The organism is Paracoccus alcaliphilus (assembly GCF_028553725.1).
Taxonomy (GTDB): Bacteria; Pseudomonadota; Alphaproteobacteria; order Rhodobacterales; family Rhodobacteraceae; genus Paracoccus; species Paracoccus alcaliphilus.
In genome coordinates this window covers 3222774-3247650 of the sequence record NZ_CP067124.1, presented here as the reverse complement: position 1 = coordinate 3247650, position 24877 = coordinate 3222774, and the positions used below count along the sequence as shown (strand labels likewise).

The 24877-nt window shown below is 66.2% G+C and carries 20 protein-coding genes and 1 riboswitch; of the genes, 13 read left to right on the top strand and 7 right to left on the bottom strand.

Annotated features, from left to right (window positions below; translation table 11 throughout):
• Positions 1-149 precede the first annotated feature (149 nt).
• Complete coding sequence (gene acnA / locus JHW40_RS16800) at positions 150-2906, bottom strand: aconitate hydratase AcnA (RefSeq protein WP_090610989.1); 2757 nt, start codon at positions 2904-2906, stop codon at positions 150-152.
• Between the two features lie 219 nt (positions 2907-3125).
• On the opposite strand from acnA, the gene JHW40_RS16795 reads away from it, so the two are divergent.
• On the top strand, positions 3126-4067 hold the full coding sequence (locus JHW40_RS16795) for a DUF1223 domain-containing protein (protein WP_170851755.1): 942 nt from the start codon (positions 3126-3128) through the stop codon (positions 4065-4067).
• A gap of 78 nt (positions 4068-4145) precedes the next feature.
• Positions 4146-4763 (top strand): inner membrane-spanning protein YciB, encoded by a 618-nt coding sequence (locus JHW40_RS16790; protein ID WP_090610987.1) that lies wholly within the window; start codon positions 4146-4148, stop codon positions 4761-4763.
• A 61-nt stretch (positions 4764-4824) separates the two neighbouring features.
• Here JHW40_RS16790 and katG read toward each other — a convergent pair whose 3' ends face one another.
• On the bottom strand, positions 4825-6996 hold the full coding sequence (katG, locus tag JHW40_RS16785) for a catalase/peroxidase HPI (RefSeq protein WP_090610986.1): 2172 nt from the start codon (positions 6994-6996) through the stop codon (positions 4825-4827).
• Between the two features lie 149 nt (positions 6997-7145).
• Between katG and JHW40_RS16780 the strand changes: the two genes are divergently transcribed.
• From JHW40_RS16780 to JHW40_RS16740, 9 genes are all read left to right on the top strand, one after another.
• Positions 7146-8093 carry a hydrogen peroxide-inducible genes activator gene (locus JHW40_RS16780; RefSeq protein WP_090610985.1) on the top strand — a complete coding sequence of 316 codons (948 nt, stop codon included), beginning with the start codon at positions 7146-7148 and terminating at the stop codon, positions 8091-8093.
• A gap of 25 nt (positions 8094-8118) precedes the next feature.
• A riboswitch (TPP riboswitch) is annotated at positions 8119-8246 on the top strand.
• Between the two features lie 100 nt (positions 8247-8346).
• Entirely contained in the window at positions 8347-10161 is a 1815-nt protein-coding gene (thiC, locus tag JHW40_RS16775; RefSeq protein ID WP_090610984.1) for a phosphomethylpyrimidine synthase ThiC, read from the top strand.
• Positions 10161-11087, top strand: coding sequence for an FAD-dependent oxidoreductase (locus JHW40_RS16770; protein ID WP_090610983.1), 927 nt, complete (start codon positions 10161-10163; stop codon positions 11085-11087). Before thiC ends, JHW40_RS16770 begins: the two co-directional genes overlap by 1 nt.
• Positions 11077-11274: a sulfur carrier protein ThiS gene (gene thiS / locus JHW40_RS16765; protein ID WP_090610982.1), complete on the top strand. Its 198-nt coding sequence runs from the start codon at positions 11077-11079 to the stop codon at positions 11272-11274. The genes JHW40_RS16770 and thiS overlap by 11 nt, the downstream gene beginning before the upstream one ends.
• A 3-nt stretch (positions 11275-11277) precedes the next feature.
• Positions 11278-12036: a thiazole synthase gene (locus JHW40_RS16760; protein ID WP_090610981.1), complete on the top strand. Its 759-nt coding sequence runs from the start codon at positions 11278-11280 to the stop codon at positions 12034-12036.
• Between the two features lie 2 nt (positions 12037-12038).
• Complete coding sequence (locus JHW40_RS16755) at positions 12039-12662, top strand: thiamine phosphate synthase (protein WP_211657245.1); 624 nt, start codon at positions 12039-12041, stop codon at positions 12660-12662.
• Positions 12649-13614, top strand: a complete 966-nt coding sequence (locus JHW40_RS16750) for a HesA/MoeB/ThiF family protein (protein WP_090610979.1) — start codon at positions 12649-12651, stop codon at positions 13612-13614. Before JHW40_RS16755 ends, JHW40_RS16750 begins: the two co-directional genes overlap by 14 nt.
• A gap of 63 nt (positions 13615-13677) precedes the next feature.
• Positions 13678-15996, top strand: coding sequence for a Tex family protein (locus JHW40_RS16745; RefSeq protein ID WP_090610978.1), 2319 nt, complete (start codon positions 13678-13680; stop codon positions 15994-15996).
• Positions 15997-16085: 89 nt separating this feature from the next.
• Positions 16086-17057: a siderophore-interacting protein gene (locus JHW40_RS16740; RefSeq protein WP_090610977.1), complete on the top strand. Its 972-nt coding sequence runs from the start codon at positions 16086-16088 to the stop codon at positions 17055-17057.
• Between the two features lie 93 nt (positions 17058-17150).
• On the opposite strand, the gene JHW40_RS16735 is transcribed toward JHW40_RS16740, so the two are convergent.
• The 5 genes from JHW40_RS16735 to JHW40_RS16715 all read right to left on the bottom strand — a co-directional run bounded on the left by JHW40_RS16735 (position 17151) and on the right by JHW40_RS16715 (position 23716).
• Positions 17151-18851, bottom strand: coding sequence for an ABC transporter ATP-binding protein (locus JHW40_RS16735; RefSeq protein ID WP_090610976.1), 1701 nt, complete (start codon positions 18849-18851; stop codon positions 17151-17153).
• A 71-nt stretch (positions 18852-18922) separates the two neighbouring features.
• Complete coding sequence (locus JHW40_RS16730) at positions 18923-20887, bottom strand: MacB family efflux pump subunit (RefSeq protein WP_090610975.1); 1965 nt, start codon at positions 20885-20887, stop codon at positions 18923-18925.
• Position 20888: 1 nt separating this feature from the next.
• Positions 20889-22100 (bottom strand): efflux RND transporter periplasmic adaptor subunit, encoded by a 1212-nt coding sequence (locus tag JHW40_RS16725; protein WP_090611073.1) that lies wholly within the window; start codon positions 22098-22100, stop codon positions 20889-20891.
• A gap of 124 nt (positions 22101-22224) precedes the next feature.
• Positions 22225-23130 (bottom strand): adenosylcobinamide-phosphate synthase CbiB, encoded by a 906-nt coding sequence (gene cbiB / locus JHW40_RS16720; protein WP_090610974.1) that lies wholly within the window; start codon positions 23128-23130, stop codon positions 22225-22227.
• A gap of 16 nt (positions 23131-23146) precedes the next feature.
• Positions 23147-23716: a histidine phosphatase family protein gene (locus tag JHW40_RS16715; RefSeq protein ID WP_244519131.1), complete on the bottom strand. Its 570-nt coding sequence runs from the start codon at positions 23714-23716 to the stop codon at positions 23147-23149.
• 133 nt (positions 23717-23849) lie between these two features.
• On the opposite strand from JHW40_RS16715, the gene JHW40_RS16710 reads away from it, so the two are divergent.
• The gene (locus JHW40_RS16710; RefSeq protein ID WP_170851754.1) at positions 23850-24365 is read left to right on the top strand and encodes a lysozyme inhibitor LprI family protein; all 516 of its coding nucleotides are present in this window, start codon (positions 23850-23852) and stop codon (positions 24363-24365) included.
• An 11-nt stretch (positions 24366-24376) separates the two neighbouring features.
• Complete coding sequence (locus tag JHW40_RS16705) at positions 24377-24874, top strand: lysozyme inhibitor LprI family protein (protein ID WP_170851753.1); 498 nt, start codon at positions 24377-24379, stop codon at positions 24872-24874.
• The last annotated feature ends 3 nt before the right edge of the window (positions 24875-24877 follow it).

Below are 24877 nucleotides of genomic sequence, written 5' to 3'. Positions count from 1 at the left end.
CGATATTCGAGGTGACCTTTTGCCGTTCCGTATCGTCAGCGAAGAAAGGCCGGTTCTGCCCCGGACTCCTTGCGGAGACCGAGGCAGGACTGGCCAGTAAGCAACCGGCGTTGGCCCGATGCAGCCGTGCCGTCAGCGGTTATGCCGCGTCACGATTTGGCAAGGTTGCGCAGCACGTAATGCAGCACGCCACCGTTCTTGAGGTATTCGATCTCGACCTCGGTATCGACGCGGGCTTTCAGCTGGATTTCCTTGACCGTGCCGTCGCTGTATTTGATGGTGCAGGGCACCAGCGACAGCGGTTTGAAATCGCCCGCAAGGCCGTGGATCGACACCACCTCGTCGCCGGTCAGTCCCAGCGACTTGCGGTTCTCGCCCGGCTGGAACTCGAATGGGATTACGCCCATGCCGACCAGGTTCGAGCGGTGGATACGCTCGAAGCTTTCGGCGATGACGGCCTTGACGCCCAGCAGGTTGGTGCCCTTGGCCGCCCAGTCGCGCGACGAGCCCGCGCCATATTCGACGCCGCCGAAGATCACCAGCGGGGTGCCGGCATCCTGATAGGCCATCGAGGCATCGAAGATGCTGGTCTGTTCGCCATCCGGCCCCTTGGTATAGCCGCCCTCGACCCCGTCCAGCATCTCGTTCTTGATGCGGATATTGGCGAAGGTGCCGCGCATCATGATCTCGTGGTTGCCACGGCGGGAGCCATAGCTGTTGAAATCCTTGGGCGCGACCTGACGCTCGGTCAGGTATTTCCCGGCCGGAGTGGTCGGTTTGAATGACCCGGCGGGGCTGATGTGGTCGGTGGTGATCATGTCGCCAAGGATCGCCAGCACCCGCGCGCCGTCGATATCGCTGATGACACCGGCCTCTTTCGTCATGCCCTGGAAATAGGGCGGGTTCTGGATATAGGTCGAGGTCGGCGGCCAGTCATAGGTCTCGCTGTCGGTGATCTCGACGCCCTGCCATTTCTCGTCGCCCTTGAAGACATCGGCATATTTGGTCTGGAAGGCTTCGCGGGTGACGGTCGCGTGGACCAGATCGGCGATTTCCTGATTGGTCGGCCAGATGTCCTTGAGATAGACGTCCTTGCCTTCCGGGGTCTGGCCGATCGGATCGCGGGTCAGGTTGATGTTCAGATCGCCCGCGAGGGCATAGGCCACGACCAGCGGCGGCGAGGCGAGGAAGTTCGCGCGCACGTCGGGCGAAATCCGGCCCTCGAAGTTGCGGTTGCCGGACAGGACGGCGGTGGCGACCAGATCGTTGTCGTGGATCGCCTTGGAAATCGCCGGATCACCCAGCGGACCAGAGTTGCCAATGCAGGTGGTGCAGCCGTAACCCACAAGGTTGAAGCCGATGGCGTCCAGATCCTCTTGCAGGCCCGCGGCCTCGAGATACTGGCCCACGACCTGCGAGCCCGGTGCCAGCGAGGTTTTCACCCAAGGCTTGCTGTTCAGACCCAGCGCGCGCGCCTTGCGGGCGACCAGACCGGCCCCGATCATCACATAGGGGTTCGAGGTGTTGGTGCATGACGTGATTGCCGCGATCACCACCGAGCCGTCGCGGATGGTGTAATCCTTGCCCTCGACCTGGACGGTCTTGCGGGCGTCAAGGGCAGGGGCCACGATGGCGCCGCCCTCGGCCCCCATCTCCATCGCATCCTTGGACACGTCAAGGCCACGATAATCGGCCACGACCTTATAGAAGGCGCGGGCCGAATCGGTCAGCGGCAGATAGTCCTGCGGACGTTTCGGGCCAGAAATCGCGGGGACGATCTCGCCCATGTCCAGCTCCAGCGTCGAGCTGTAGATCGGGTTGTAATCCGCGCCGCGCCAGAAACCGTTTTCCTTGGCATAGGCTTCGACCAGCGCGATGCGGTCCTCTTCGCGGCCGGTATTGCGCAGATAGCGCAGGGTTTCATCGTCGATCGGGAAGAAGCCGCAGGTGGCGCCATATTCCGGGGCCATGTTGGCGATCGTCGCGCGGTCGGCCAGCGGCAGATGGTCCAGCCCGTCGCCATAGAATTCGACGAACTTCCCGACCACGCCGTGCTGGCGCAGCATCTGCACGACCTTCAGAACAAGGTCGGTGGCGGTGGTGCCCTCGACCATCCTGCCGGTCAGCTTGAAGCCGACGACCTCGGGGATCAGCATCGACACCGGCTGGCCCAGCATCGCGGCCTCGGCCTCGATCCCGCCGACGCCCCAGCCCAGAACGGCAAGGCCGTTGACCATCGTCGTATGGCTGTCGGTGCCGACCAGCGTGTCGGGATAGGCGACTTCGGTGCCGTTCTGGTCGGTATCGGTCCAGACGGTCTGCGCCAGATATTCAAGGTTGACCTGATGGCAGATGCCGGTTCCCGGCGGCACAACGCGGAAGTTGTTGAAGGCGTTCTGACCCCATTTCAGGAAGGTGTAACGCTCCATATTCCGTTCGTATTCCAGATCGACGTTGCGCTGGAAGGCGCGCGGATTGCCGAATTCGTCGATCATGACCGAGTGGTCGATGACCAGATCGACCGGGTTCAGCGGGTTGATCTTCTGCGCGTCGCCGCCCAGGCCGATGATGCCGTCGCGCATCGCGGCAAGGTCCACGACCGCCGGAACGCCGGTGAAATCCTGCATCAGCACGCGGGCGGGGCGATAGGCGATCTCGCGCGGGTTCTTGCCGCCCTTGTCGGCCCATTCGCCGAAGGCCTTGATGTCCTCGACGGAAACCGAGAATCCGTCATCTTCGAAGCGCAGCAGGTTTTCCAGCACGACCTTCAGCGCGGCAGGCAGTTTCGAGAAATCGCCCAGCCCGGCCTCGGTGGCGGCGGCGATCGAGTAATAGGCATATTCACGGCCAGCCGCCGTCAGCGTGCGACGGGTCTTGGCGGTATCGGTTCCGGTCTGGATGGGCATCAGGGCCTCCCTGTCTGCGAAATGGATGGGTCGGGCATGCGTGGTTCTTGCTTTGCCTGATGCGGTCAGGGGGCGCAAGAGGGCTTGCATCGAAATTGTATGCCATCGCATACCATAACTGGCAGCGTTGCTCAAGAGGCACGCTTGTCACGCTCGCGCCAGCTTAACGAAGCCTTGATTTGTTCTTGCCCGTCTGGATTGGCTATGGAAAAGGTCAACATGATTGGTTTTATCCCGATGCAAAGACGATTCCCGACTCAGGCGCTGGCGGTTGCGCTGCTTCTGGCCGTGCCCGCCATGGGCATCGCGCAGCAGGCCCCCGCTGACCTGAACGCGGGTGATGTGAATGCACCGGTCATCTCTGCCCCCTCGGCCCCGATGCGCTTGATTCCGTCCGTAGATGCGCCGATGCCAGATGACGGCTTTGTCGGCGTCAACAATTTCGCCGCGACCGATCTGCCCCCGCCCGCGCTGGATGCGCTGCCCCCCGTGACCCCGGTGGTGGTCGAGCTGTTCACCTCGCAGGGGTGTTCGTCCTGCCCGCCCGCCGATGCGATGATGGCCAAGCTGGCCGATCAGGATGGGGTGCTGCCGCTGTCCTTCCATGTGGATTACTGGGACTATCTGGGCTGGGCCGACAGCTTCGCCCGCCCGGAATTCAGCGCCCGGCAAGAGGCCTATGCCCGTGCTGCCGGTGAACGCTCGGTCTATACGCCGCAACTGATCGTCGAGGGCGTCGATACCGCCGTCTCGCCGGGTCCGGCGCAGCTGATGGGGCTGATCGAGGCGCATCAGATGTCGCCCGCGCTGCTGAACGTGCAGCGCCGCAAACAGGACGGTTCCGACCTGATCGAACTGATGCCTCTGTCCGATCTGGAAGGTCAGGTTGATGTGTCGCTGATCCGTTTTCTGCCCGAACGCCGGGTCGAGGTCCGGGGCGGCGAAAATGACGGCCGCTTCATCACCTATACCAATATCGTTCTGGGGATGGAGACATTGGCGAAATGGGATGGCAGCGCGCCCTTGCGCCTGAACGTGCGCGCGGGGCAGGCGGGCGAGGGCAGCTTTCCCGACGATACGCGGCATGTGATTCTGGTGCAGATCGGGCTGGCCGGGTCCGAACTGCCCGGCGCGATCCTGGCCGCCATCGAACTGGACTGAGACGTCCGGCGCGCTTGCCCGCCGCGCCGCGATGGGCGACAAGCGGCCAAACGCAATGGCAAGACAAGGAACGCCCGCATGAAGCAACCGAAGCCCTGGGTGAAGCCGGTTCTGGAACTGGGGCCGGTGGTCCTGTTCTTCGTCATCTTCATGCTGTTCCGCGAGGATTCGGTGCATGTGCTGGGCCGCGACTACAGCGGTTTCGTCTTTGCCACGCTGGTTTTCATCCCGGTTCTGGTGATCTCGACGCTGATCATGTGGCGGCTGACGGGCAAGCTGGCACCGATGCAGATCGCGACGCTGGTGCTGGTGCTGGTCTTTGGCGGGCTGTCGGTCTGGCTTGACGATCCGCGCTTTTTCAAGATGAAACCGACGATGATCTATCTGCTGTTCGCGGGGCTGCTGGGCTATAGCCTGATCGCGGGGCGCAACTGGCTGGGCGCGGTGCTGGGCGAGGCGCTGCCCCTGACCGAGACCGGCTGGCTCAAGCTGACCCGGCGCATGGCGGCGATGTTTCTGGCGCTGGCCGTGGCCAATGAACTGATCTGGCGGCTGATGTCGGAAACCAGCTGGGTCTGGTTCAAGACCTTCGGCCTGCCGGTGCTGCTGTTTCTGTTCCTGATGGCGAATGCCGGGCTTTACCGCGATCACGCGCTGGAAAAGCCCGATGGCGACAAGCCGCAGGACGGCAAGTAAGTGAAACGGCCCGCCCGCAGGATTTGCGGGCGGGCCGTTTCATGTCTGTGGTGGTCCGTTATCAGCGCAGGTCGAAACGGTCGGCGTTCATCACCTTGACCCATGCGGCAACGAAATCCCTCACGAATTTCTCGTGATTGTCGTCCTGCGCATAGACCTCGGCATAGGAGCGCAGGATCGAGTTCGACCCGATCACCAGATCCACCCGCGTCGCGGTCCATTTCACCGTATCGGTCTTGCGGTCGCGGATCTCATAGAGATTGCCGTCCACCGGTTTCCAGCTGTTGGACATATCGGTCAGGTTGACGAAGAAATCGGTCGTCAGCGCGCCCGCCCGGTCGGTAAAGACGCCATGCGCCGTGCCGCCGTGATTGGTGCCCAGAACCCGCAAACCGCCGATCAGCGTGACCATTTCCGGCGCGGTCAGCCGCATCAGTTGGGCGCGGTCCAGCAGCAGTTCCTCGGGGCTGACGACATAGTCCTGCTTCAGCCAGTTGCGGAAACCATCGGCCAGCGGCTCCAGCACATCGAAGCTTTCGGCATCGGTCTGTTCGGGCGTCGCATCGCCACGGCCCGGCGCAAAAGGCACGCTGATGTCGAAACCCGCGGCCTTCGCGGCCTGCTCGACACCCAGATTGCCGGCCAGCACGATCACATCGGCAACCGAAACCCCGGTTTCCGCCGCGATGGGCTCCAGCACCGACAGCACGCGGGCCAGACGCTCGGGCTCGTTGCCCAGCCAGTCCTTCTGCGGGGCCAGCCGGATGCGCGCGCCATTCGCGCCACCGCGATAGTCCGAGCCGCGGAAGGTCCGCGCGCTGTCCCATGCGGTCGCGATCATGTCGCTGCTCGACAGCCCGCTGGCGGCAATTCTGGCCTTGACCGCCTCGACATCATAGTCACTGCGGCCCGCGGGGATCGGGTCCTGCCAGATCAGGTCCTCGGCCGGAACGTCCGGACCCAGATAGCGTGCCTTCGGCCCCATGTCGCGGTGGATCAGCTTGAACCAGCCGCGGGCGAAGGCATCGCTGAACGCCGCGAAATCGTCCTTGAAGCGCAGCGAGATCTCGCGATAGACCGGATCGACCTTCAGCGCCATGTCGGCATCGGTCATCATCGGCATGACCCGGATCGAGGGGTCCTCGACATCGACCGGCTTGTCCGTCTCGGCGATGGTGATGGGTTCCCATTGCGAGGCGCCCGCCGGGCTGCGCGTCAGGGTCCATTCATGGTCGAACAGCATCTTGAAGAAACCGTCATCCCAGACCGTCGGATTGGTCGTCCATGCGCCTTCCAGACCCGACACCACGGTATTGCGGCCGACGCCGCGACCCTTGGTGTTCAGCCAGCCAAGGCCCTGGAATTCCGGCCCCGCCGATTCGGGATCGGCGCTGAGATCGCCGGCATTGCCGTTGCCGTGGGTCTTGCCGATGGTATGGCCGCCAGCGGTCAGCGCGACGGTTTCCTCGTCGTTCATGCCCATGCGCGCGAAGGTCTCGCGCATCTGGTTGGCGGTGGCCTGCGGATCGGAGCGCCCGTTCACGCCCTCGGGGTTGACATAGATCAGCCCCATCTGCACGGCGGCCAGCGGGTTCGACAGCGTCGAGGCATCGCCGACATTGTCATAACGCTCGTCGCTGGGGGCAAGCCATTCCTTTTCGTCACCCCAATAGGTGTCTTTCTCGGGGTGCCAGATATCCTCGCGCCCGAAGGCAAAGCCGAAGGTTTTCAGCCCTGCGACCTCATAGGCGATATTGCCCGACAGCGCGATCAGGTCGGCCCAGGAAATCCTGTTGCCGTATTTCTTCTTGATCGGCCACAGCAGGCGACGGCCCTTGTCGGTGTTGACGTTGTCGGGCCAGCTGTTCAGCGGCGCGAAACGCTGGTTGCCGGAATTGCCGCCGCCGCGTCCGTCGCTGGTGCGATAGGTCCCGGCATTGTGCCACGCCACGCGCGCGAACATGCCGACATAGCTGCCGTAATCCGCAGGCCACCAGTCCTGGCTTTCGGTCATCAGCGCGCGCAGATCGGCCTTCAGCGCCTCGACGTCCAGCTTTTTCAGCTCTTCATGGTAATCGAAATCGGGGCCAAGCGGGTTCGTCTTGCTGTCATGCTGATGCAGGATGTCCAGATTCAGCGCGTTCGGCCACCAGTCCATGACCGATTTGTCCATGGCGGTCATGCCGCCATGCATCACCGGGCACTTGCCGGTGGGGGTATCGTTTCCATCCATGTCGCTCTCCTTCTTGGCTGCGTGTCAGGAACGGGAAAGGCCGTCCGAGCATGATTTGCCGCGCTGGCCTTCCTCCTTGGCGATAGTGATAGCAGGTAAATATCATAAGATAAATTTGCATTTTCTGATCTGTGCGATATGTAGGATTAATGAAGAGACTGTCCTTGAAACACCTCCGTTATTTCGGTGCGCTGGCACGGAACCTGCATTTCGGTCGCGCGGCCGAGGATTGCTCCATCTCTCAGCCCGCGCTGTCGCTGCAAATGAAAGAGCTAGAGGATATTCTGGGTGTGCCGCTGATCGAACGCGGCACAAGGCAGATCCGGCTGACCAGTCTGGGCGAGGCTTTCGCCGACCGGGCCCGCGATATCCTGCGCTCGGTCGATGAACTGGGCGATCTGGCGCGGGCCTCGAACAGCCCGCTGATCGGGCGGCTGCGAATCGGGGTGATCCCGACGGTGGCTCCCTATCTGCTGCCGCGCATCATCAAGGGTCTGGGCGGGCAATATCCGGGGCTGGACCTGCGCCCGAGAGAGGCCGTGACCCAGCGGCTGATCGCCGATCTGATCGACGGGCATCTGGACACCGCCATCGTGGCGCTGCCGGTCTCGGAATCCACGCTGACCGAATTTGCGCTGTTCGACGAGGAATTCGTGCTGGTGCGCCCGCTGGCGGATGCCGCCAAGCCCGTCCCCTGCGCCGACATGCTGCGGGAAATGCGGCTGCTGCTGCTGGAAGAGGGGCATTGCTTCCGCGATCAGGCGCTGTCCTTCTGCAATATCTCGAACGCCGCGCCGCGCGATCTGATGGAGGGCAGCTCGCTTTCCACGCTGGTGCAGATGGTGGGGGCGGGAATCGGCGTCACACTGATTCCGCAGATGGCGATCCCGATCGAGACGCGATCCGCCGCCGTATCGGTCGCGCGCCTGCGCCAGCCGCGCCCCTCGCGCCGCATCGGCATGGTCTGGCGCAAGACCAACCCGCTGGGATCGCAACTGCGCCATGTCGCGGAAATCATGCGGGAAACCCTGTCCGCCCCGCCCGATCTGCCAACGGGCGAGGCACCCGGCGCACAGATGGCGCAACTGCCGGATTGACAACGCAGCCGCGCTCTGGTCCCCTGATGGCCGTCAGGGGAGTCCCGCCCAAGGGACTGAGAGGCTGATTGGTGGCGTTCGCGCGTCACGGTGAGGCGACCCTTTGAACCTGACCCAGTTGATACTGGCGTAGGAAGACCGAAGGGCGCAGCGTCGTTCTTTGGGCCGTGGCGGCCGCATCGGGGTCGCAGTCGGTCCCTTCTTGCCCGAACCATCACTTGGGTCTTTTCGAGTAAACGCTTGAGAGGACGCCATGAACAAGCACAACCCGATCCCGACGATCACCACCGGCCCGCTGCCGGCCTCGCGCAAGGTGTGGCACCCCGGCCAGATCCATCCCGGCCTGCGCGTGCCGATGCGCGAGATCGAGCTGCATCCCAGCGCGATGGAGCCGCCGGTCACGGTTTATGACGCCTCTGGCCCCTATACCGATCCCGAGGCGGTGATCGACATTGCCCGGGGCCTGCCGCGTCCGCGCGAAGGCTGGACGGTGGCGGGGGATGTCGAACGCTATGACGGGCGACAGGTCCAGCCCGAGGATAACGGCTTTGTCACCGGCGAACGGCTGACCCCGGCCTTTCCGCGCCAGTATCAGCCGCTGCGCGCGACGGAGGGCAAGGCGGTGACGCAGATGGCCTATGCCCGCGCCGGGATCATCACGCCGGAAATGGAATTCGTCGCCATCCGCGAAAATCTGGGCAGGCGCGCGGCCAGGGAACAGCTGATCCGCGACGGCAATGACTGGGGCGCCGCGATCCCCGATCATGTCACGCCCGAATTCGTGCGTCAGGAAATTGCCTCGGGCCGCGCAATCATCCCCGCCAATATCAACCACCCCGAGGTCGAGCCGATGATCATCGGCCGCAACTTCCTTGTGAAGATCAACGCCAATATCGGCAACTCGGCCGTCACCTCCAGCATGGAGGAGGAAGTCGAAAAGCTGGTTTGGGCCATCCGCTGGGGCGCCGATACGGTCATGGACCTGTCCACCGGGCGCAATATCCACAATATCCGCGACTGGATCATCCGCAACAGCCCCGTGCCCATCGGTACCGTGCCGATCTATCAGGCGCTGGAAAAGGTCGGAGGCATTGCCGAGGATCTGACCTGGGAAATCTTCCGCGACACGCTGATCGAACAGGCCGAACAGGGCGTCGATTACTTTACCATCCATGCCGGTGTGCGGCTGCCCTTCATCCCGCTGACCGCCGAAAGGGTAACGGGGATCGTCAGCCGTGGCGGCTCGATCATGGCGAAATGGTGCCTGCATCACCACCGCGAAAGCTTCCTCTATGAGCATTTCGACGAGATCTGCGACATCATGCGCGCCTATGATGTCAGCTTCAGTCTTGGCGACGGCTTGCGCCCGGGATCCATCGCTGACGCCAATGACGCCGCGCAATTCGCCGAGCTTGAGACGCTGGGAGAGCTGACCCAGATCGCGTGGGAAAAGGATTGTCAGGTGATGATCGAAGGCCCCGGCCATGTGCCGATGCACAAGATCAAGGAGAACATGGACAAGCAGCTAGAGACTTGCGGCGAGGCGCCCTTCTATACTCTGGGGCCCCTGACCACCGATATCGCGCCGGGCTATGACCATATCACCAGCGCCATCGGGGCCGCCATGATCGGTTGGTTCGGCACGGCGATGCTGTGCTATGTCACGCCCAAGGAACATCTTGGCCTGCCCGACCGCGATGATGTGAAGGTGGGCGTCATCACCTACAAGATCGCCGCCCATGCCGCCGATCTCGCCAAGGGCCACCCGGCGGCCAAGCTGCGCGACGACGCCCTGTCGCGCGCCCGGTTCGAGTTCCGGTGGGAGGATCAGTTCAACATCTCGCTGGATCCCGACACCGCGCGCAGCTTCCACGACCAGACCCTGCCCAAGGAGGCGCATAAGCTGGCGCATTTCTGTTCGATGTGCGGGCCGAAATTCTGCTCGATGAAGATCAGCCACGACATCCGGGCCGAAGCGCGCGCGCAGCAGGGCATGGAGGACATGGCGCAGAAATATCGCGAAGGCGGTGACCTCTACATGCCCGCCGATGCGGCAGGGCAGGACTGATGTTTTCGGTTCTGGGCGGGGGGGTGGCCGGGCTTTGCGTGGCCACCGCTCTGGCCGAGCGCGGCCTGCCTGTGGAGCTGATCGCGGATGATGGCGTCCCGGCCTCATATTGGGCCGGGGGGATGCTGGCGCCGGGCTGCGAGGGCGAGACCGCCCCGCCCGATGTGGTCCTTGCCGGGCAGGGCGCGGTCGATTGGTGGGCGGCGCGGGTGCCGGTCACAAGGCGCGGCACATTGGTCGTGGCCCCGGCCCGCGACGCGGCGGAACTGGACCGTTTCGCCGCCCGCACCTCGGGCCACCGCCCGGCCGATCCCGGCGCGTTGGAGCCCGATCTGGCGGGTCGTTTCGCGCGTGGGCTGTTCTTCGAGGCCGAGGCGCATCTGGACCCCCGCGCCGCGATGGCGGGTTTGCGCGACGCTCTGGCGGCGCGGGGCGTGGCGATCCGGCAGGGCGATCCGCGCGGGCAGGTGATTGACTGCCGGGGGCTGGCCGCGCGCGACCATCTGCCCGACCTGCGTGGTGTGCGGGGCGAGATGTTGATGCTGGACGCGCCCGACGTGATGCTGACCCGCACCGTGCGGCTGCTGCATCCGCGCTTTCCCTGCTATGTCGTGCCGCGCGGGGATGGGCGCTATATGGTGGGGGCGACGCAGATCGAAAGCGACGATCCCGGCCCGATCACCGCGCGGGCGGTGATGGAACTGCTGTCGGCGGCCTATGCGCTGCATCCCGGCTTTGCCGAGGCGCGCCTGGTGCAGACCGGCGCGGGCCTGCGCCCGGCATTCCCCGACAATATCCCCGTGATCCGCGAAATTGCTGGAAGAATACATGTCAACGGCATGTATAGGCATGGTTTTCTGATGGCGCCCGCGCTGGCCGAAACGCTGGCCGGGCGTTTGCCGCAAGAGGTGAAAGATGCAGGTTGAACTGAATGGCGAAGTCATCACGACCCGCGCCGAAACGCTGGCCGCGCTGATCGAGGAACGCGGGCTGCCCGCCGCCACTGTCGCCACCGCGCTGGACGGCGATTTCGTGCCGCGCGACCGGCGGGGCGATACGTCCCTGCGCGACGGCGCGCGGATCGAGGTGCTGTCACCGATGCAGGGGGGCTGAGCGATGTTTTACGGTTTCCAGCCGGAATCGCGGTTGATGCTGGGGACGGCGCAATATCCCTCGCCCGCGGTGCTGGCCGATGCTATCGCGGCGTCGGGCGCGCAGATCGTCACCGTCTCGCTGCGCCGCGAAGGGGTGGGCGGCGCGGGCTTTCGCGACCTGATCGCCGCATCCGGCTGTCGCGTGCTGCCCAATACGGCGGGGTGTCATTCCGCGTCCGAGGCGATCACCACCGCCCGCATGGCGCGCGAGGTCTTTGGGACGGATTGGATCAAGCTGGAGGTGATCGGCCATGCCGACACGCTGCAACCCGACCCCTTCGCGCTGGTCGAGGCCGCCCGCGTGCTGTGCGCCGACGGCTTCGAGGTCTTTCCCTATACGACCGAGGATCTGATCCTTGGCGAAAAACTGGTCGAGGCCGGTTGCCGCGTCCTGATGCCCTGGGGCGCGCCTATCGGTTCGGGGCAGGGGCTGCGCCACCATGATGCGCTGCGCTCGATGCGGGCGCATTTCCCGGATATCCCGCTGGTGATCGACGCGGGTATCGGCGCGCCGTCGCAGGCCGCGCGGGCGATGGAGATGGGCTTTGACGCGGTGCTGCTGAATACGGCGGTGGCGCAGGCGGCCGATCCGGTTGCGATGGCCCGCGCCTTCGGGCAGGCGGTCGGGGCCGGTCGCATGGCGCATGAGGCCGGGCTGATGCCGCGCCGCGACATGGCGGTGGCCTCGACCCCGATCTTCGGCATGGCGGTGCTGGCATGAGGCTGGATCCCTTCTATCTGATCTGCGGCGATGCCGGGCTGCTGGAGCGTCTGGTGCCGCTGGGTGTGCGGCTGGTGCAACTGCGGGTGAAGGATCAGCCGCAGGACGTGCTGCGCGACCAGATCGCCCGGTCGCAGGCCGTCTGCCGGGCGCATGGCACGACGCTGGTGCTGAACGATTACTGGCAACTGGCGCTGGATATGGGCGTCGATTTCGTCCATCTGGGGCAAGAGGACATGGACAGCGCCGATTTCGACGCCCTGCGCCGGGCGGGTATCCGCTTTGGCCTGTCCACCCATGACGGGGCCGAACTTGACCGCGCCCTGTCGCTTGACCCGGAATATGTCGCGCTGGGGCCGGTCTGGCCGACCTTGCTGAAAAAGATGAAATGGGGGCCGCAAGGTCTTGATCGCGTTACGGAATGGCGGCGCAGGGTGGGCGATGTGCCGCTGGTCGCCATCGGCGGGCTGACGCCCGCGCGGCTGCCCGGCGTCTTTACCGCAGGCGCCGACAGCGCCGCCGTGGTGACCGATATCCAGATGGCGCCCGACCCCGAGGCCCGCACCCGCGAATGGATCGCCGCCACCGAAGGCCAGCGCAAGGGGATACGTCATGTCACGCTATGACCGCCAGATGATCCTGCCGCAGATCGGCAGCGCGGGTCAGGCAAGGCTGGGGGCCGCGCATGTGCTGATCGTCGGCGCGGGCGGTCTGGGCGCAAGCCTGATCCCGGCGCTGGCCGGGGCCGGGGTGGGCCGGATCGCCATTGTCGATGACGATCTGGTCGAGGAAAGCAACCTGCACCGCCAGACCCTGTTCCGTATGGGCGATCTGGGTCGCCCCAAGGCCGGATGCGCGGCAGAGGCGGCGCGGGGGCTGAACCCCGAAATTCGCGTTGACGCCCTGGCGCTGCATCTGGACCCCGACAATCTGCCACCGCTGCTGGCGGGCGTGGATCTGGTTATCGACGCCGCCGACAGTTTCGCCGTCAGCTATATGCTGTCGGATGCCTGCGGTCCGCGCGGGGTGCCGCTGATCTCGGCCTCGGTGCTGGGGCGGCAGGGCTATGCCGGCGGGTTCTGCGGCCATGCGCCGGGGCTGCGGGCGGTCTTTCCTGACCTGCCCGAGACGGCGGCCAGCTGCGCCACGGCGGGGGTGATGGGGCCGGTCGTGGCGATGCTGGGGGCGATGCAGGCGCAGATGGCGCTGTCGGTGCTGCTGGGGCTGACGCCCTCGCCGCTGGGGCAGATTGTCAATCTGGATCTGGCGAACTGGCGCTGTTCCGGCTTTCGTTTCGACGGCGCGGCGGAACCCGAGGCCCAGTCACAGCTGCGCTTTATCGGGCGCGGGCAGCTGATGGACGCCGATTGCGTGATCGAGTTGCGCGGCACGGACGAGGCGCCGCAGCCCGTCACCTCTCGCGCCATGCGGATCGCGCCCCGGGCCATCGGCGACTGGCAGCCGCCCGCCGGGCAGCGCGTGGTTCTGGCCTGCCGCAGCGGGCTGAGGGCATGGCGCGCGGGGCGGGCGTTGCAGGCGCGGGGCGTCAGCGATCTGGCGCTGATCGCCACCGGATGAGGGCACTTGGCGCGACGGTGGCTTGGCGCTAGAACGATCTTCCCACAGCCTGAGGAGATCGCCTTGGCCCTTGCCGACGCCACCGCCGACCGTATCGCCCGCATCATCGCGACTGAAATCAGCGCCGCGCCCGCTCAGGTCCGGGCGGCGGCGGAATTGTTGGATGGCGGCGCGACCGTGCCCTTCGTCGCGCGTTACCGCAAAGAGGTCACCGGCGGGTTGGACGATACGCAGTTGCGCAACCTGTCCGACCGGCTGGCCTATCTGCGCGAGATGGAGGCGCGGCGGGCGGCGATCCTGAACTCTGTCAAGGAGCAGGGCAAGCTGACCGACGATCTGGCCCGCGCCATTGCCGGGGCCGAAACCAAGGCCGCGCTCGAAGACATCTATCTGCCGTTCAAGCCCAAGCGCCGCACCAAGGCAATGATTGCCCGCGAAAACGGGCTGGAGCCGCTGCTGCGCGCCATTCAGGACGACCGCGCCGCCGATCCGGCTGCCTTGGCCGCCGGTTACATCACCGACGCCGTGCCGGATGTGAAATCCGCGCTGGACGGCGCGCGCGACATTCTGGTCGAGGAGCTGTCGGAAAACGCCTCTCTGCTGGGGAGTCTGCGCGATTTCATGCGCCGCGACGCCTTCATCGCCGCCAAGGTGATTGCCGGGAAAGAGGAGGCCGGCGCCAAGTTCAGCGACTATTTCGACCATCGCGAGAAATGGGCCGATATCCCCTCGCATCGTGCGCTGGCGATCCTGCGGGCGGCGAAAGAGGAAATCCTGACCATCGACATCTCGCCCGACCCCGAGACCGGGGCGCAGCGAGCCGAGGGTATCGTGATCCGCGCCATCGGCACGCTTGGCGACCGGCCCGGCGATCAGTGGCTGCGGCAGGTGGCGGGCTGGACATGGCGGGTTCGGCTGTCGAACACCATGTATATCGACCTGATGACCGAGCTGCGCAAACGCGCCCATGACGAGGCGATCCGCGTCTTTGGCCGCAACCTCAAGGATCTGCTGCTGGCCGCGCCTGCGGGGCCGCGCGTGACCATCGGCGTCGATCCCGGCATCCGCACCGGCTGCAAGATCGCGGTCGTCGATGCCACCGGCAAGCTGCTGGACACGGCGACGATCTATCCCTTCCAGCCCAAGAACGACCTGCGCGGGGCCGAGGCCACGCTGCTGGCGCTGATCGCGAAACATGGTGCCGACCTGATCGCCATCGGCAACGGCACCGCCAGCCGGGAAACCGAGCGGCTGGTGGCCGAGGTGCTGAAACGCCTGCCCAAAGGCGTCAAACAGCCGACGAAGGTGGTCGTCAGCGAGGCCGGGGCTTCGGTCTATTCGGCATCCGAACTGGCGGCGAAGGAATTCCCCGATCTGGATGTCAGCTTGCGTGGCGCGGTCTCGATCGCGCGGCGCCTGCAGGATCCGCTGGCCGAACTGGTCAAGGTGCCGCCCGAATCGATCGGGGTCGGGCAATATCAGCATGATGTGGACCAGCGCCAGCTTGCCAAGACGCTGGAGGCGGTGGTCGAGGATGCCGTGAACGCCGTCGGCGTGGACCTGAACATGGCATCCGCGCCGCTTCTGGCCCATGTCGCCGGGCTGGGGCCGTCGCTGGCGCAGAATATCGTCGCATGGCGCGATGAGAACGGCGCCTTTCCGTCCCGGGCCGCGCTGAAGAAGGTGACCGGCCTTGGCCCCCGCGCCTTCGAGCAATGTGCGGGCTTCCTGCGTATCCAGGGCGGCAAGGAGCCGCTGGATGCCTCCTCGGTTCACCCCGAGGCTTACGGTGTGGCCCGCAAAATCGTCGCCGCCTGCGGTCGTGATATTCGCGCGATCATGGGTGACGGGACGGTGCTGAAGGGGCTGCGGGCGGAACAGTTCGTGGATGACAGTTTCGGCCTGCCCACCGTGCGCGACATTCTGGCGGAACTGGAAAAACCCGGCCGCGACCCGCGCCCCGGCTTTGTCACCGCCAGCTTTGCCGACGGGATCGAGGATATCAAGGACCTGCGCCCGGGCATGTCGCTGGAAGGCACGGTGACGAATGTGGCGGCCTTCGGTGCCTTCGTCGATATCGGCGTGCATCAGGATGGGCTGGTCCATATCAGCCAACTGGCCGACCGCTTCATCAAGGACCCGAACGAGGTCGTGAAGGTCGGTGATGTCGTCCGCGTCCGCGTGACCGAGGTCGATGTGCCACGCAAACGCATCGGGCTGACCATGCGCAAGGATGGCGGTGCGCAGCACGACCGTGGCGCCCGCCCGTCGCAGGGCAAGGGCGACAGGCAGCACGCTGTCGCATCGAAACCCGCGCCCCGGACCGGCAGTGACACCGGCAGTCTTGGCGCGGCGCTGATGGATGCGATGCGGCGGAAATGATCGCCGCGGCGCGTCGCGGCTATTGTTGAGTGAAATGATCTGGTATATGGATTTGTCCCGAGAAAGCCCTCTGGACAAAGGAACCCGGCATGTCCGTTCTCAGAACCCATCGCTCGGTCGGCATCATCCCTTCGCGCGCCGGCGCCGCCGTGGCCGCGCTCAAGGCCCGCGCCGCCGCGTGGGAGGTGCCGCTGATCGAAAACCCCGAACGGCTCAGCCTGTTCGTCTGGGGCTGCGAACTGCGCCTGACGCCCGAGGATGACACCGTCCGCATCGACCTGATGGCCCCCGAGGCGCGTCTGATCGGCACCTTGCAGGACAGTGCCACCGAACTGTTCGAGGCCGAGGGTCTCAGCGTCAAATGGGACCGGGTGAACGAGGGTGCGCTGGCACCGGGCCTGTCGCTGATGCGGGTGGTTTCGGTCACGCCGCGCACGCCGGGCTTTGTTCGCGTCCGCCTGCAAGGCCCCGAGGCCGCGCGTTTCGGCGAAACCAGCCTGCATTTCCGCCTGCTTCTGCCGCAGCCGGGCCGCGCGCCGGTCTGGCCGCGCATCGCCGCCAATGGCCGCACCACCTGGCCCGAGGGGCCGGATGCGCTGCATCGCCCGGTCTATACCGTGATCGGGCAGCAGGATGACTTGCTGGATTTCGACATCTTCCGCCACAAGGGCAGCCCGACCTGCGACTGGGCGGATAACGACCCCATCGGGCAACAGGTCGGCATCATCGGCCCCGGCGGCGGCTGGTGCCCCGATGCCGAAACCCTGTGGCTGTTCGGTGATGAGACTGCGCTGCCCGCGATCATCCGGATGCTGGATCTGGCAAAGTATGAGGTGCGCGCCTGCATCCGGGCCAGCACCGCCGATCTGGCCGGGCTGCTGAATGATCCCCGGGTGCGGCAATGCGACGATCTGCTGGCGGCGCAGGCGGCGGTGCTGCCGGGCAAGGGCGTCTATGTCTGGTTCGCCGCGCAGGCGGAAGAGGCCCGCGCTGCCCGCCGCAGCCTGACCGAACGCGGCTTCGACCGCCGCGATTTCACCGCCGTCGCCTATTGGAGCTGATGGCCTGACCGCCAGCCGCCGCCGGGCGCAACCGCGGGGCCTGTCCCCGCAGCCCCGGCGCCCCTTCGATGGGGGCGGCGGGGCTTTGCCCCCTCAGGCCGCCAGCTTCGCATAGATGCCGTTCCTCGCCATCAACTCGGCATGGCTGCCGGTTTCGACAATGCGGCCCTGATCCATCACCACGATCCGGTCGGCATGGCGGATGGTGCCCAGCCGGTGGGCGATGACCAGCGTCGTGCGCCCCACCGACAGCGCATCCAGCGCCGCCTGAATCTCGCGCTCGGTCTGGCTGTCCAGCGCCGAGGTGGCCTCGTCGAGGATCAGGATCGGCGGGTTCTTCAGGAAACAGCGGGCGATCGCCACGCGTTGTTTCTGCCCGCCCGACAGCATCACGCCGCGTTCGCCCACCACGGTGTCCAGCCCCTCGGGCAGGCTTTCGATCAGCGACAGGATCTGCGCCTGCCGCGCGGCCTCGTTCACTTCGTCATCCGAGGCGCCCAGCCGGCCATAGGCGATATTCTCGCGCAATGTGCCGCCGAACAGGAACACGTCCTGACTGACCAGCCCGATCTGGCGGCGCAGGCTGTTCAGCCGCATTTCGGCCAGTGCCAGCCCGTCGATGGTGATCCGCCCGCCGGTCGGCTCGTAAAACCGCGGCAGCAGCGCCAGCAGCGAGGTCTTGCCCGCCCCCGAAGGTCCGACAAAGGCCACGGTCTCGCCCGCCGTCACGGTCAGATCGACCCCGGTCAGGATCGGGCGGCCCGCGTCATAGGCAAAGCTGACACCGTCAAAGCGGATATCGCCGCGCAGGGCAGGGGCCTCGATGGCGTCCGGTCTGTCGGCGATCTCGGGCTCGGTCGTCAGCAGTTCCTGATAACGTCGGAAACCGGCGATGCCGCGCGGATAGGTTTCGATCACGGCGGCGATCTTTTCCAGCGGGCGATAGAAGACCCCGACCAGCAGCAGGAACCCGACAAAGCCGCCGGTGGTCAGCTCGCCCGACAGCACGAAGCCCGCGCCGACCACCATGACCGCGACCTGCACCAGCCGCAGCCCCATGTATTGCAGCGCCGCCGAAGCCGCCATGACCCGATAGGCATCCAGCTTGGCGCGGCGATAGCGCACGTTGTCGGCGGCGAAAAGATGACTTTCATGGGCCTCGTTGCCGAAGGCCTGCACGACGCGGACACCGCCAAGCGCCTCTTCCAGCCGGACGTTGAAATCGCCGACGCGGGAATAGATCGCCCGCCATGTCCGCGTCATCCGCCCGCCATAGACGATCACCAGCGCCAGCATCGCCGGAACGATCATCGCCACGATGAAGGCCAGTTGCGGGTTGATCCAGAACATCAGCATAAACGCGCCGACAAAGGTCATCAGCGCGATGAAGGCATCCTCGGGGCCGTGATGGGCGACCTCTCCGATCTCTTCCAGATCGCGGGTGACGCGGGCGACCAGCTTGCCGGTGCGGGCGCGGTCATACCAGCGCCATGACAGCCGGGTCAGGTGATCGAAGGCGCGGGCGCGCATCTCGGTCTCGATATTGATGCCCAGCTTGTGGCCCCAATAGGTCACCACCGTCAGCAGCCCGGCATTGACGGCATAAAGCGCCAGCAGCCCCGCCGCCGCCGCCATGGTCAGCGTCCAGTCGCCGCGCGGCAGCAGATGGTCGATGAAGGCGGTGATGGCCAGCGGAAAGGCCAGTTCCAGCAGGCCCGACAGCACGGCGCAGCCGAAATCCAGCCAGAACAGCCCCAGCCAGGGCCGGTAATAGGAAAAGAACTGACGCAGCATGGAATGTCCTTCCTTCGTCCCTTCGCCTTATCCCCATCAGGCGGGAATGACCACTGGGGGGCGACGGGACCTTATCCCTTGGCCAGCGCCTCGACCGGGTCCAGCCGCGAGGCGTTGCGCGCGGGCAGGAAGCCGAAGGCGATGCCGATCAGGGTGGCCGACAGCACCGCCGCGACGATGGCCTGCGTCGAATAGACGAATGAGAAATTGCTGGTCAGCCGCCCGAACGCCGCGCCAAAGCCAAGCGCGGTCAGGATGCCCAGCACGCCGCCGATCATGCAGACCAGAACCGCCTCGATCAGGAATTGCTGCATGATGTCGGTGCGCCTTGCGCCGACGGCCATGCGCACGCCGATCTCGGACACGCGCTCGGACACGGAAACCAGCATGATGTTCATCACCCCGATGCCACCGACCAGCAACGAGATGATGGCGATGGCCGCGATCAGCAGGCTGAGCGTTTCGGTCGTGCTGGTGATGGTCTGGCGGATTTCGTCGGTGTTGACGATGAAGAAATCCTTGGTGCCGTGGCGCTGGGTCAGCAGGGCCTCGACCCCCTGTTCGGCCAGCGTGGTATCCACATCGTCGGCCACGCGCACGGTGATGCTGGCCAGACTGTTCGAGCCCAGAAACCGCGCCTGCACCGTGGTATAGGGCAGATAGAGCGACAGGTTCTGCCCGCCGCCCGGCCCGAACTGGCTGGCGCTGGCCACCCCGATCACCCGCAGCATGACGTTGTTGGCCAGAATGACCTGCCCCAGCGGATCTACCGAGGCATCGGGAAACAGGCTGTCGCGGGTGTTCTCGTCGATCACCACGTCCTGCACCATGCCCTGAATGCTGGCCGCGTCCAGACCGCGCCCGGCGGTAACGGTGACGCCGGTCGCGTCGAAATACTGTTCGCCGACGCCGCGCAGCTGCGCGTTCAGCTCGGTCGAGCCGTGGCGCAGCGTTGCGCTGGCGGTGACAGTGGGCGTGACGGCGGCGACATAGGGCTGGCGGCTCAGCGCATGGGCGTCCTCGACCACCAGCGTCTTGATCCGGCCCGAACGGCGGTCGCCGAAATCCCGGCCCGCGAAGATTTCCAGCGTATTGGTGCCCAGCCCCGAGATGTTTTCCAGCACCTTCTGGCGAGAGCCCTCGCCAAGCGCCACCACCGACACGACCGAGGCGATGCCGATGATGATCCCCAGCATGGTCAGAAAGCTGCGCAGCTTATGCGCGCTCATCGACAGCAGCGCCATGCGGAACGCCTCGGCAAAGCGGATCCACAGCGCCCGCAGCAGCCGGACATGGCGGGTGGCGATGCCCTCGGGTCGGGTGGCGACGGGCGTGGCGGCGCCGCTGTCGCGGATGATGCGGCCATCGCTGATCTCGATCACCCGGTCGGCGCGGGCGGCGATATTGGGGTCGTGGGTGACGATGATGACGGTGCGGCCCTCGGCGTGAAGTTCTTCGAGGATCTTCAGCACCTCTTGCCCGCTATGGCTGTCCAGCGCGCCGGTGGGTTCGTCGGCAAGGATCACCTCGGCATTGTTCATCAGCGCCCGCGCGATGGACACCCGCTGCTGCTGGCCGCCCGACAACTGGCCGGGGCGGTGGTGGACACGTTCCGCCATGCCCAGCCGTGCCAGCAGCGCGATGGCCCTTTCGCGCCGCGCATCCGGGCTGGCCCCGGCATAGATCGCCGGGATCTCGACATTTCCCAGCGCGGTCAGTTCCGTCAGCAGGTGATAGCGCTGAAAGATGAAGCCAAAGCTTTCGCGGCGCAGCGCCGCCAGCTCGTCCGGTTCCAGCCGCGAGGTCTCGCGCCCCTTGATGCGATAGCTGCCGCTGCTGGGGCGGTCCAGACAGCCCATGATATTCATCAGCGTCGATTTGCCCGACCCCGATGCGCCGATGATGGCGACGAATTCGCCCGCCCGGATGGTCAGATCGACATCGCGCAGCACCGGCACGGTGATTTCGCCCGCCGGATATTCGCGGCCAAGACCCTTCAGTTCGATCAACGGCGCGCCGGAAATGTCCGCGCCCATCTCAGAACCCCATCGGCGGACGGCGCATCGAGCCGCCGCCCGATCCGCCAGCGGCCCGGTCCGCCGCCTGTCCGGTCACCACCCGGTCGCCTTCCGACAGGCCCTCGACCACTTCGGCATTCACCCTGTCGTTCAGGCCGATGCGGACCTGCCGCGTCTCGATCTGGCCGTCGCGGGTCTGTACCCGCACCGTCTGGGTGCCGTCCGCCGCGATCTGCCCCAGCGCGACCGAGGGCAGGGTCAGCACATCCTCGGCCCGGCCCAGCACGATATGGACCTGCGCCGTCATATAGGTGCGCAGCCGCCCGTCCTCGTTCGGTACGGTGAAATGGCCGTTGTAATAGATCGCCTCGGAGGTGGTGGTGCTGCTGCTGCCGCTGCTGCCCGCAAGGCTGCTGTCATTGACCACCGATTCCGGCGCGGGTTCAACCGCCTCCAGCGTGGCGTGATAGACGCGCTGTGGTTCCCCCAGCGTGGTGAACCAGACCGGCTGGCCGGCCTCGACGCGGATGATGTCGGCCTCGGAAATCTGCGCCAGCACCTGCATCTGGTCCAGCTGCCCCAGCACCACGATGGTCGGTGCCTGCTGGACCGAGTTCACCGTCTGCCCCTCCTGGCTGACGACGGCCAGAACGGTGCCGTCGATGGGGGCGGTGATGCGGGTATAATCCAGATTGGCGCGGGCGGTCTCGATCCCGATCTCGGCCTGCGCGATCTGCGCCCCCAGCGCCTCGATCTGGGCCTGGGCGACGGCCACGGCCTCTTCGGCGCTGTCGTAATCGGTCTGCGTCACGCTGAGATTGCGGCGCATCTGGCTTTGCCGTTCCAGCGTCCGTTCCGCCAGCCGCAGCTGCGCCTGCTGCGAGGCAAGCTGCGCGCGGACATTGGCCAGCGAGGCCTCGGCATTGCGCAGGTCGTTGGTCTGGGTGACGGAATCGATCTCGGCGATCAGGTCGCCCTGCCTGACCTGCTGGCCGACGCTGACATGAACCGCCGTGATCCGCCCGGATGCCTGCGCCCCGACCGCGACCATCCGCAGCGGCTTGACGATACCTTCGGCCAGCACCGTCTGCTCGATCGTGCCGCGATTGACCGGTGCGGTCAGGACGGCGGGGCGGTCGGCGCCCTGCGCGTCGTTCAGCCGCAGCCAGGCGACCGTCGCCACGGCCCCCAGCAGCAGAAGGATCACTATCAGCCGATATCGCTTGGTCATATCGTCCTTGCCCGTATTGGCCACCGGCTTGGGTGGCAGTCGTCACTGCTGCGGCTTAAGCCCCCGCAGGCAAACGAAAAGGAAATGCGGGCCGGGGGCCGTGCGAAATAGTCGTCCCACAGGATCACAGCAGCGTCAGAACCAGCAGCAGCCCCGCGAAAACCGCCACCGCCCGGCGATAGAGGCGCAGCGCCCCGGCGATGCTGGCGGCATCGGGGTCGGGGGCATCACCGTTCAGCCACGGCTCGGCCGACAGCCGGCCCTGATAGACGCGCGGCCCCGACAGCCGCACCCCCAGCGCGCCCGCCATCGCGGCCTCGGGCCAGCCCGCATTGGGCGAGCGATGCCCGCCCGCGTCCCGCACCGCGATCCGCCATGCTTGCCGCGACCGCGCGGCGGCGGCGAACAGCAGCGCGGTCAGCCGGGCGGGGATCCAGTTCGCCGCATCGTCCAGCCGCGCGGCGAAACGGCCGAAATCCTGATACCGGGGCGAGCGGTGGCCGATCATCGAATCCAGCGTGTTGATCGCCTTATAGGCGGCGATGCCCGGCAGCCCGAAGATCGCCGCCCAGAACAGCGGCGCGATCACCCCGTCGGATGCGTTCTCGGCCAGACTTTCGATGGCGGCGCGTGACAGGGCGGGGCTGTCGGCCTGACGCACGTCGCGGCCCACGATCATCGCCGTGGCAGCCCGTGCTCCGGCCAGATCGCCCGCCGCCAGCGGGACTTGCACGGCCCGCAGATGGTCATGCAGCGACCGCGCCGCGACCAGCGGCCATGCCAGCAGCCCTGCCGCAACCGGCCCCAGCACCCTTTGCAGGATCAGCGCGGGCAGCAGCGCGGCAAGGATCACCAGCATGCTGGCCAGCGCCCCCCGCCATACGCGCGATTCGCCCCGGTTCCAGCGCCGGTCCAGCGCCGCGATCAGTCGCCCCAGCCATGTCACCGGATGGCCGATCCGGGCATAGATCCGATCCGGCCAGCCGATGGCGGCATCGATCAGCAGCGCGACAAGTGCGGTCAGGGCCATCGGCGGATTCCGGGTCTCAGGGCAGGGCGGTCAGGTTGACGGCCTCGATCGCCCAAGTCTCGGCCCCGGCCATGCCGGAACGGCGCAGCACCGTCAAGGACAGCGGCGCGATGGCGAAGGACAGCGCCCGATGCCCCACCACCAGCGCCAGCGCGGCGCGCGCGGTCCCGGCATGGCCGAAGATCAGCGTATCATGCGCCACGGATCGCAGCACCGGCTGCACCCGGGCGGCCATGTCGTCAAAGCTTTCGCCGCCGGACGGGCGATGCGCGGCCAGTTGATGGGTCGGCAGTGGCCCCAGATCGGGCAGTTGCTCATAGGTCAGCCCTTCCCACGCGCCGTAATCCTGTTCCCACAGGCCGGGATCGGTCGGCGGCGGCGCGAATCCCATCGCCCCCGCCGTCTGCACGCAGCGCCGCGCGGGCGAGGACAGCGCCCGCAGATCCGCGCCCAGCATCTGCCGCACCTGCTGGCGCATGCGGCGGAAGGCCGCCGCGTCACCGCAATCGGCATCGACATCGCCGCGCCCCGCCAGCCTGCCGCCCGTCAGCGCCGGTGCATGGCGCAGAACCGCTATGGTGACCATCCCGACCCCTTCATCCGTTCCGCAAGGGGTCATAATCCATGTTCCGCCCTTCGTCGCCCTGTTTCGCATCACCCGCTTGACGCCTTGCCGCCAAAACCGCAGGCTTCGCGCGGCGCCAACAAGGAGATTGCCGATGCGTATTCTGACCCTCACCGCTGCCCTGACCATCCTTGCGGGGGGCGCGATGGCGCAGGAACAGCCGGACCTTCCGCAGCTTGACGCATCGGTTCTGGAAACCTGTCTTGAGGGCGCCCGGGGCAATGGCGCGGACGGTCCCGAAAGCTGTATCGGCAAGGCCGCCACGCAATGCAGCCGGGGTGCGAACGGGCAGACGACCATCGGCATGTCGCATTGTCTGGGGCAGGAACTGGACCTGTGGGACGCGCGGCTGAACGAGACCTATGACAAGCTGGTGGCGCTGGCCGAGGATACCGACAAGGAAATGGCGATCCTCAATTCCGCCGCCGAAAAGCAGCTGCCGCATTTGCAGCAGATGCAGAAGGACTGGATCACCTATCGCGATTCCGCCTGCGATTACGAACGCAGCCGCTGGGGCGGCGGCACGGGTGGCGGTCCGGCGCAGACCTATTGCGTGCTGACGCTGACCGCGCGGCAAACGATCTGGCTGACCAACTATTTGCAGCAATGACGGGGTGTGCGATGAAATCCGTGATACTGCTGGCGGGACTGGCGCTGGCCCTGCCCGGCGCCGGGGCATATGCCGGTGATTCCTCGGGCCTCGATCCGGCGCTGGTCGAGGCATGTCTGGATGAGGCCGGAACCGATGGCGCACGGCTGGATTGCGCCGGCGTCGGGCAGGAAAGCTGCCTTGCCTATGCCGAGGCAGAACATGCCGAAGTGCCGCTGATCGACCGGCAGTGGAACTGTCTGGACGCGGAATGGCAATATTGGGAAACGACGCTGGGTGAAACCTATGAGGCGCTGAAGGCCACCGAAGAGGAACGCGGCGCCGACCGCGCCGAAGCTCTGGTCGCGATGGAGCGGGGCTGGATCGGGTTCCGCGACGCCCGCTGCGCCTATGACAAGCTGACCAACGGGCGCGGCACCGGCGGCATTCTGGCGGAACCGGCCTGCAAGCTGAACGAGACCGCGCGGCAGGTGATCCTGCTGAAGTCCTATCAGCGCGACCGGAACTGACGG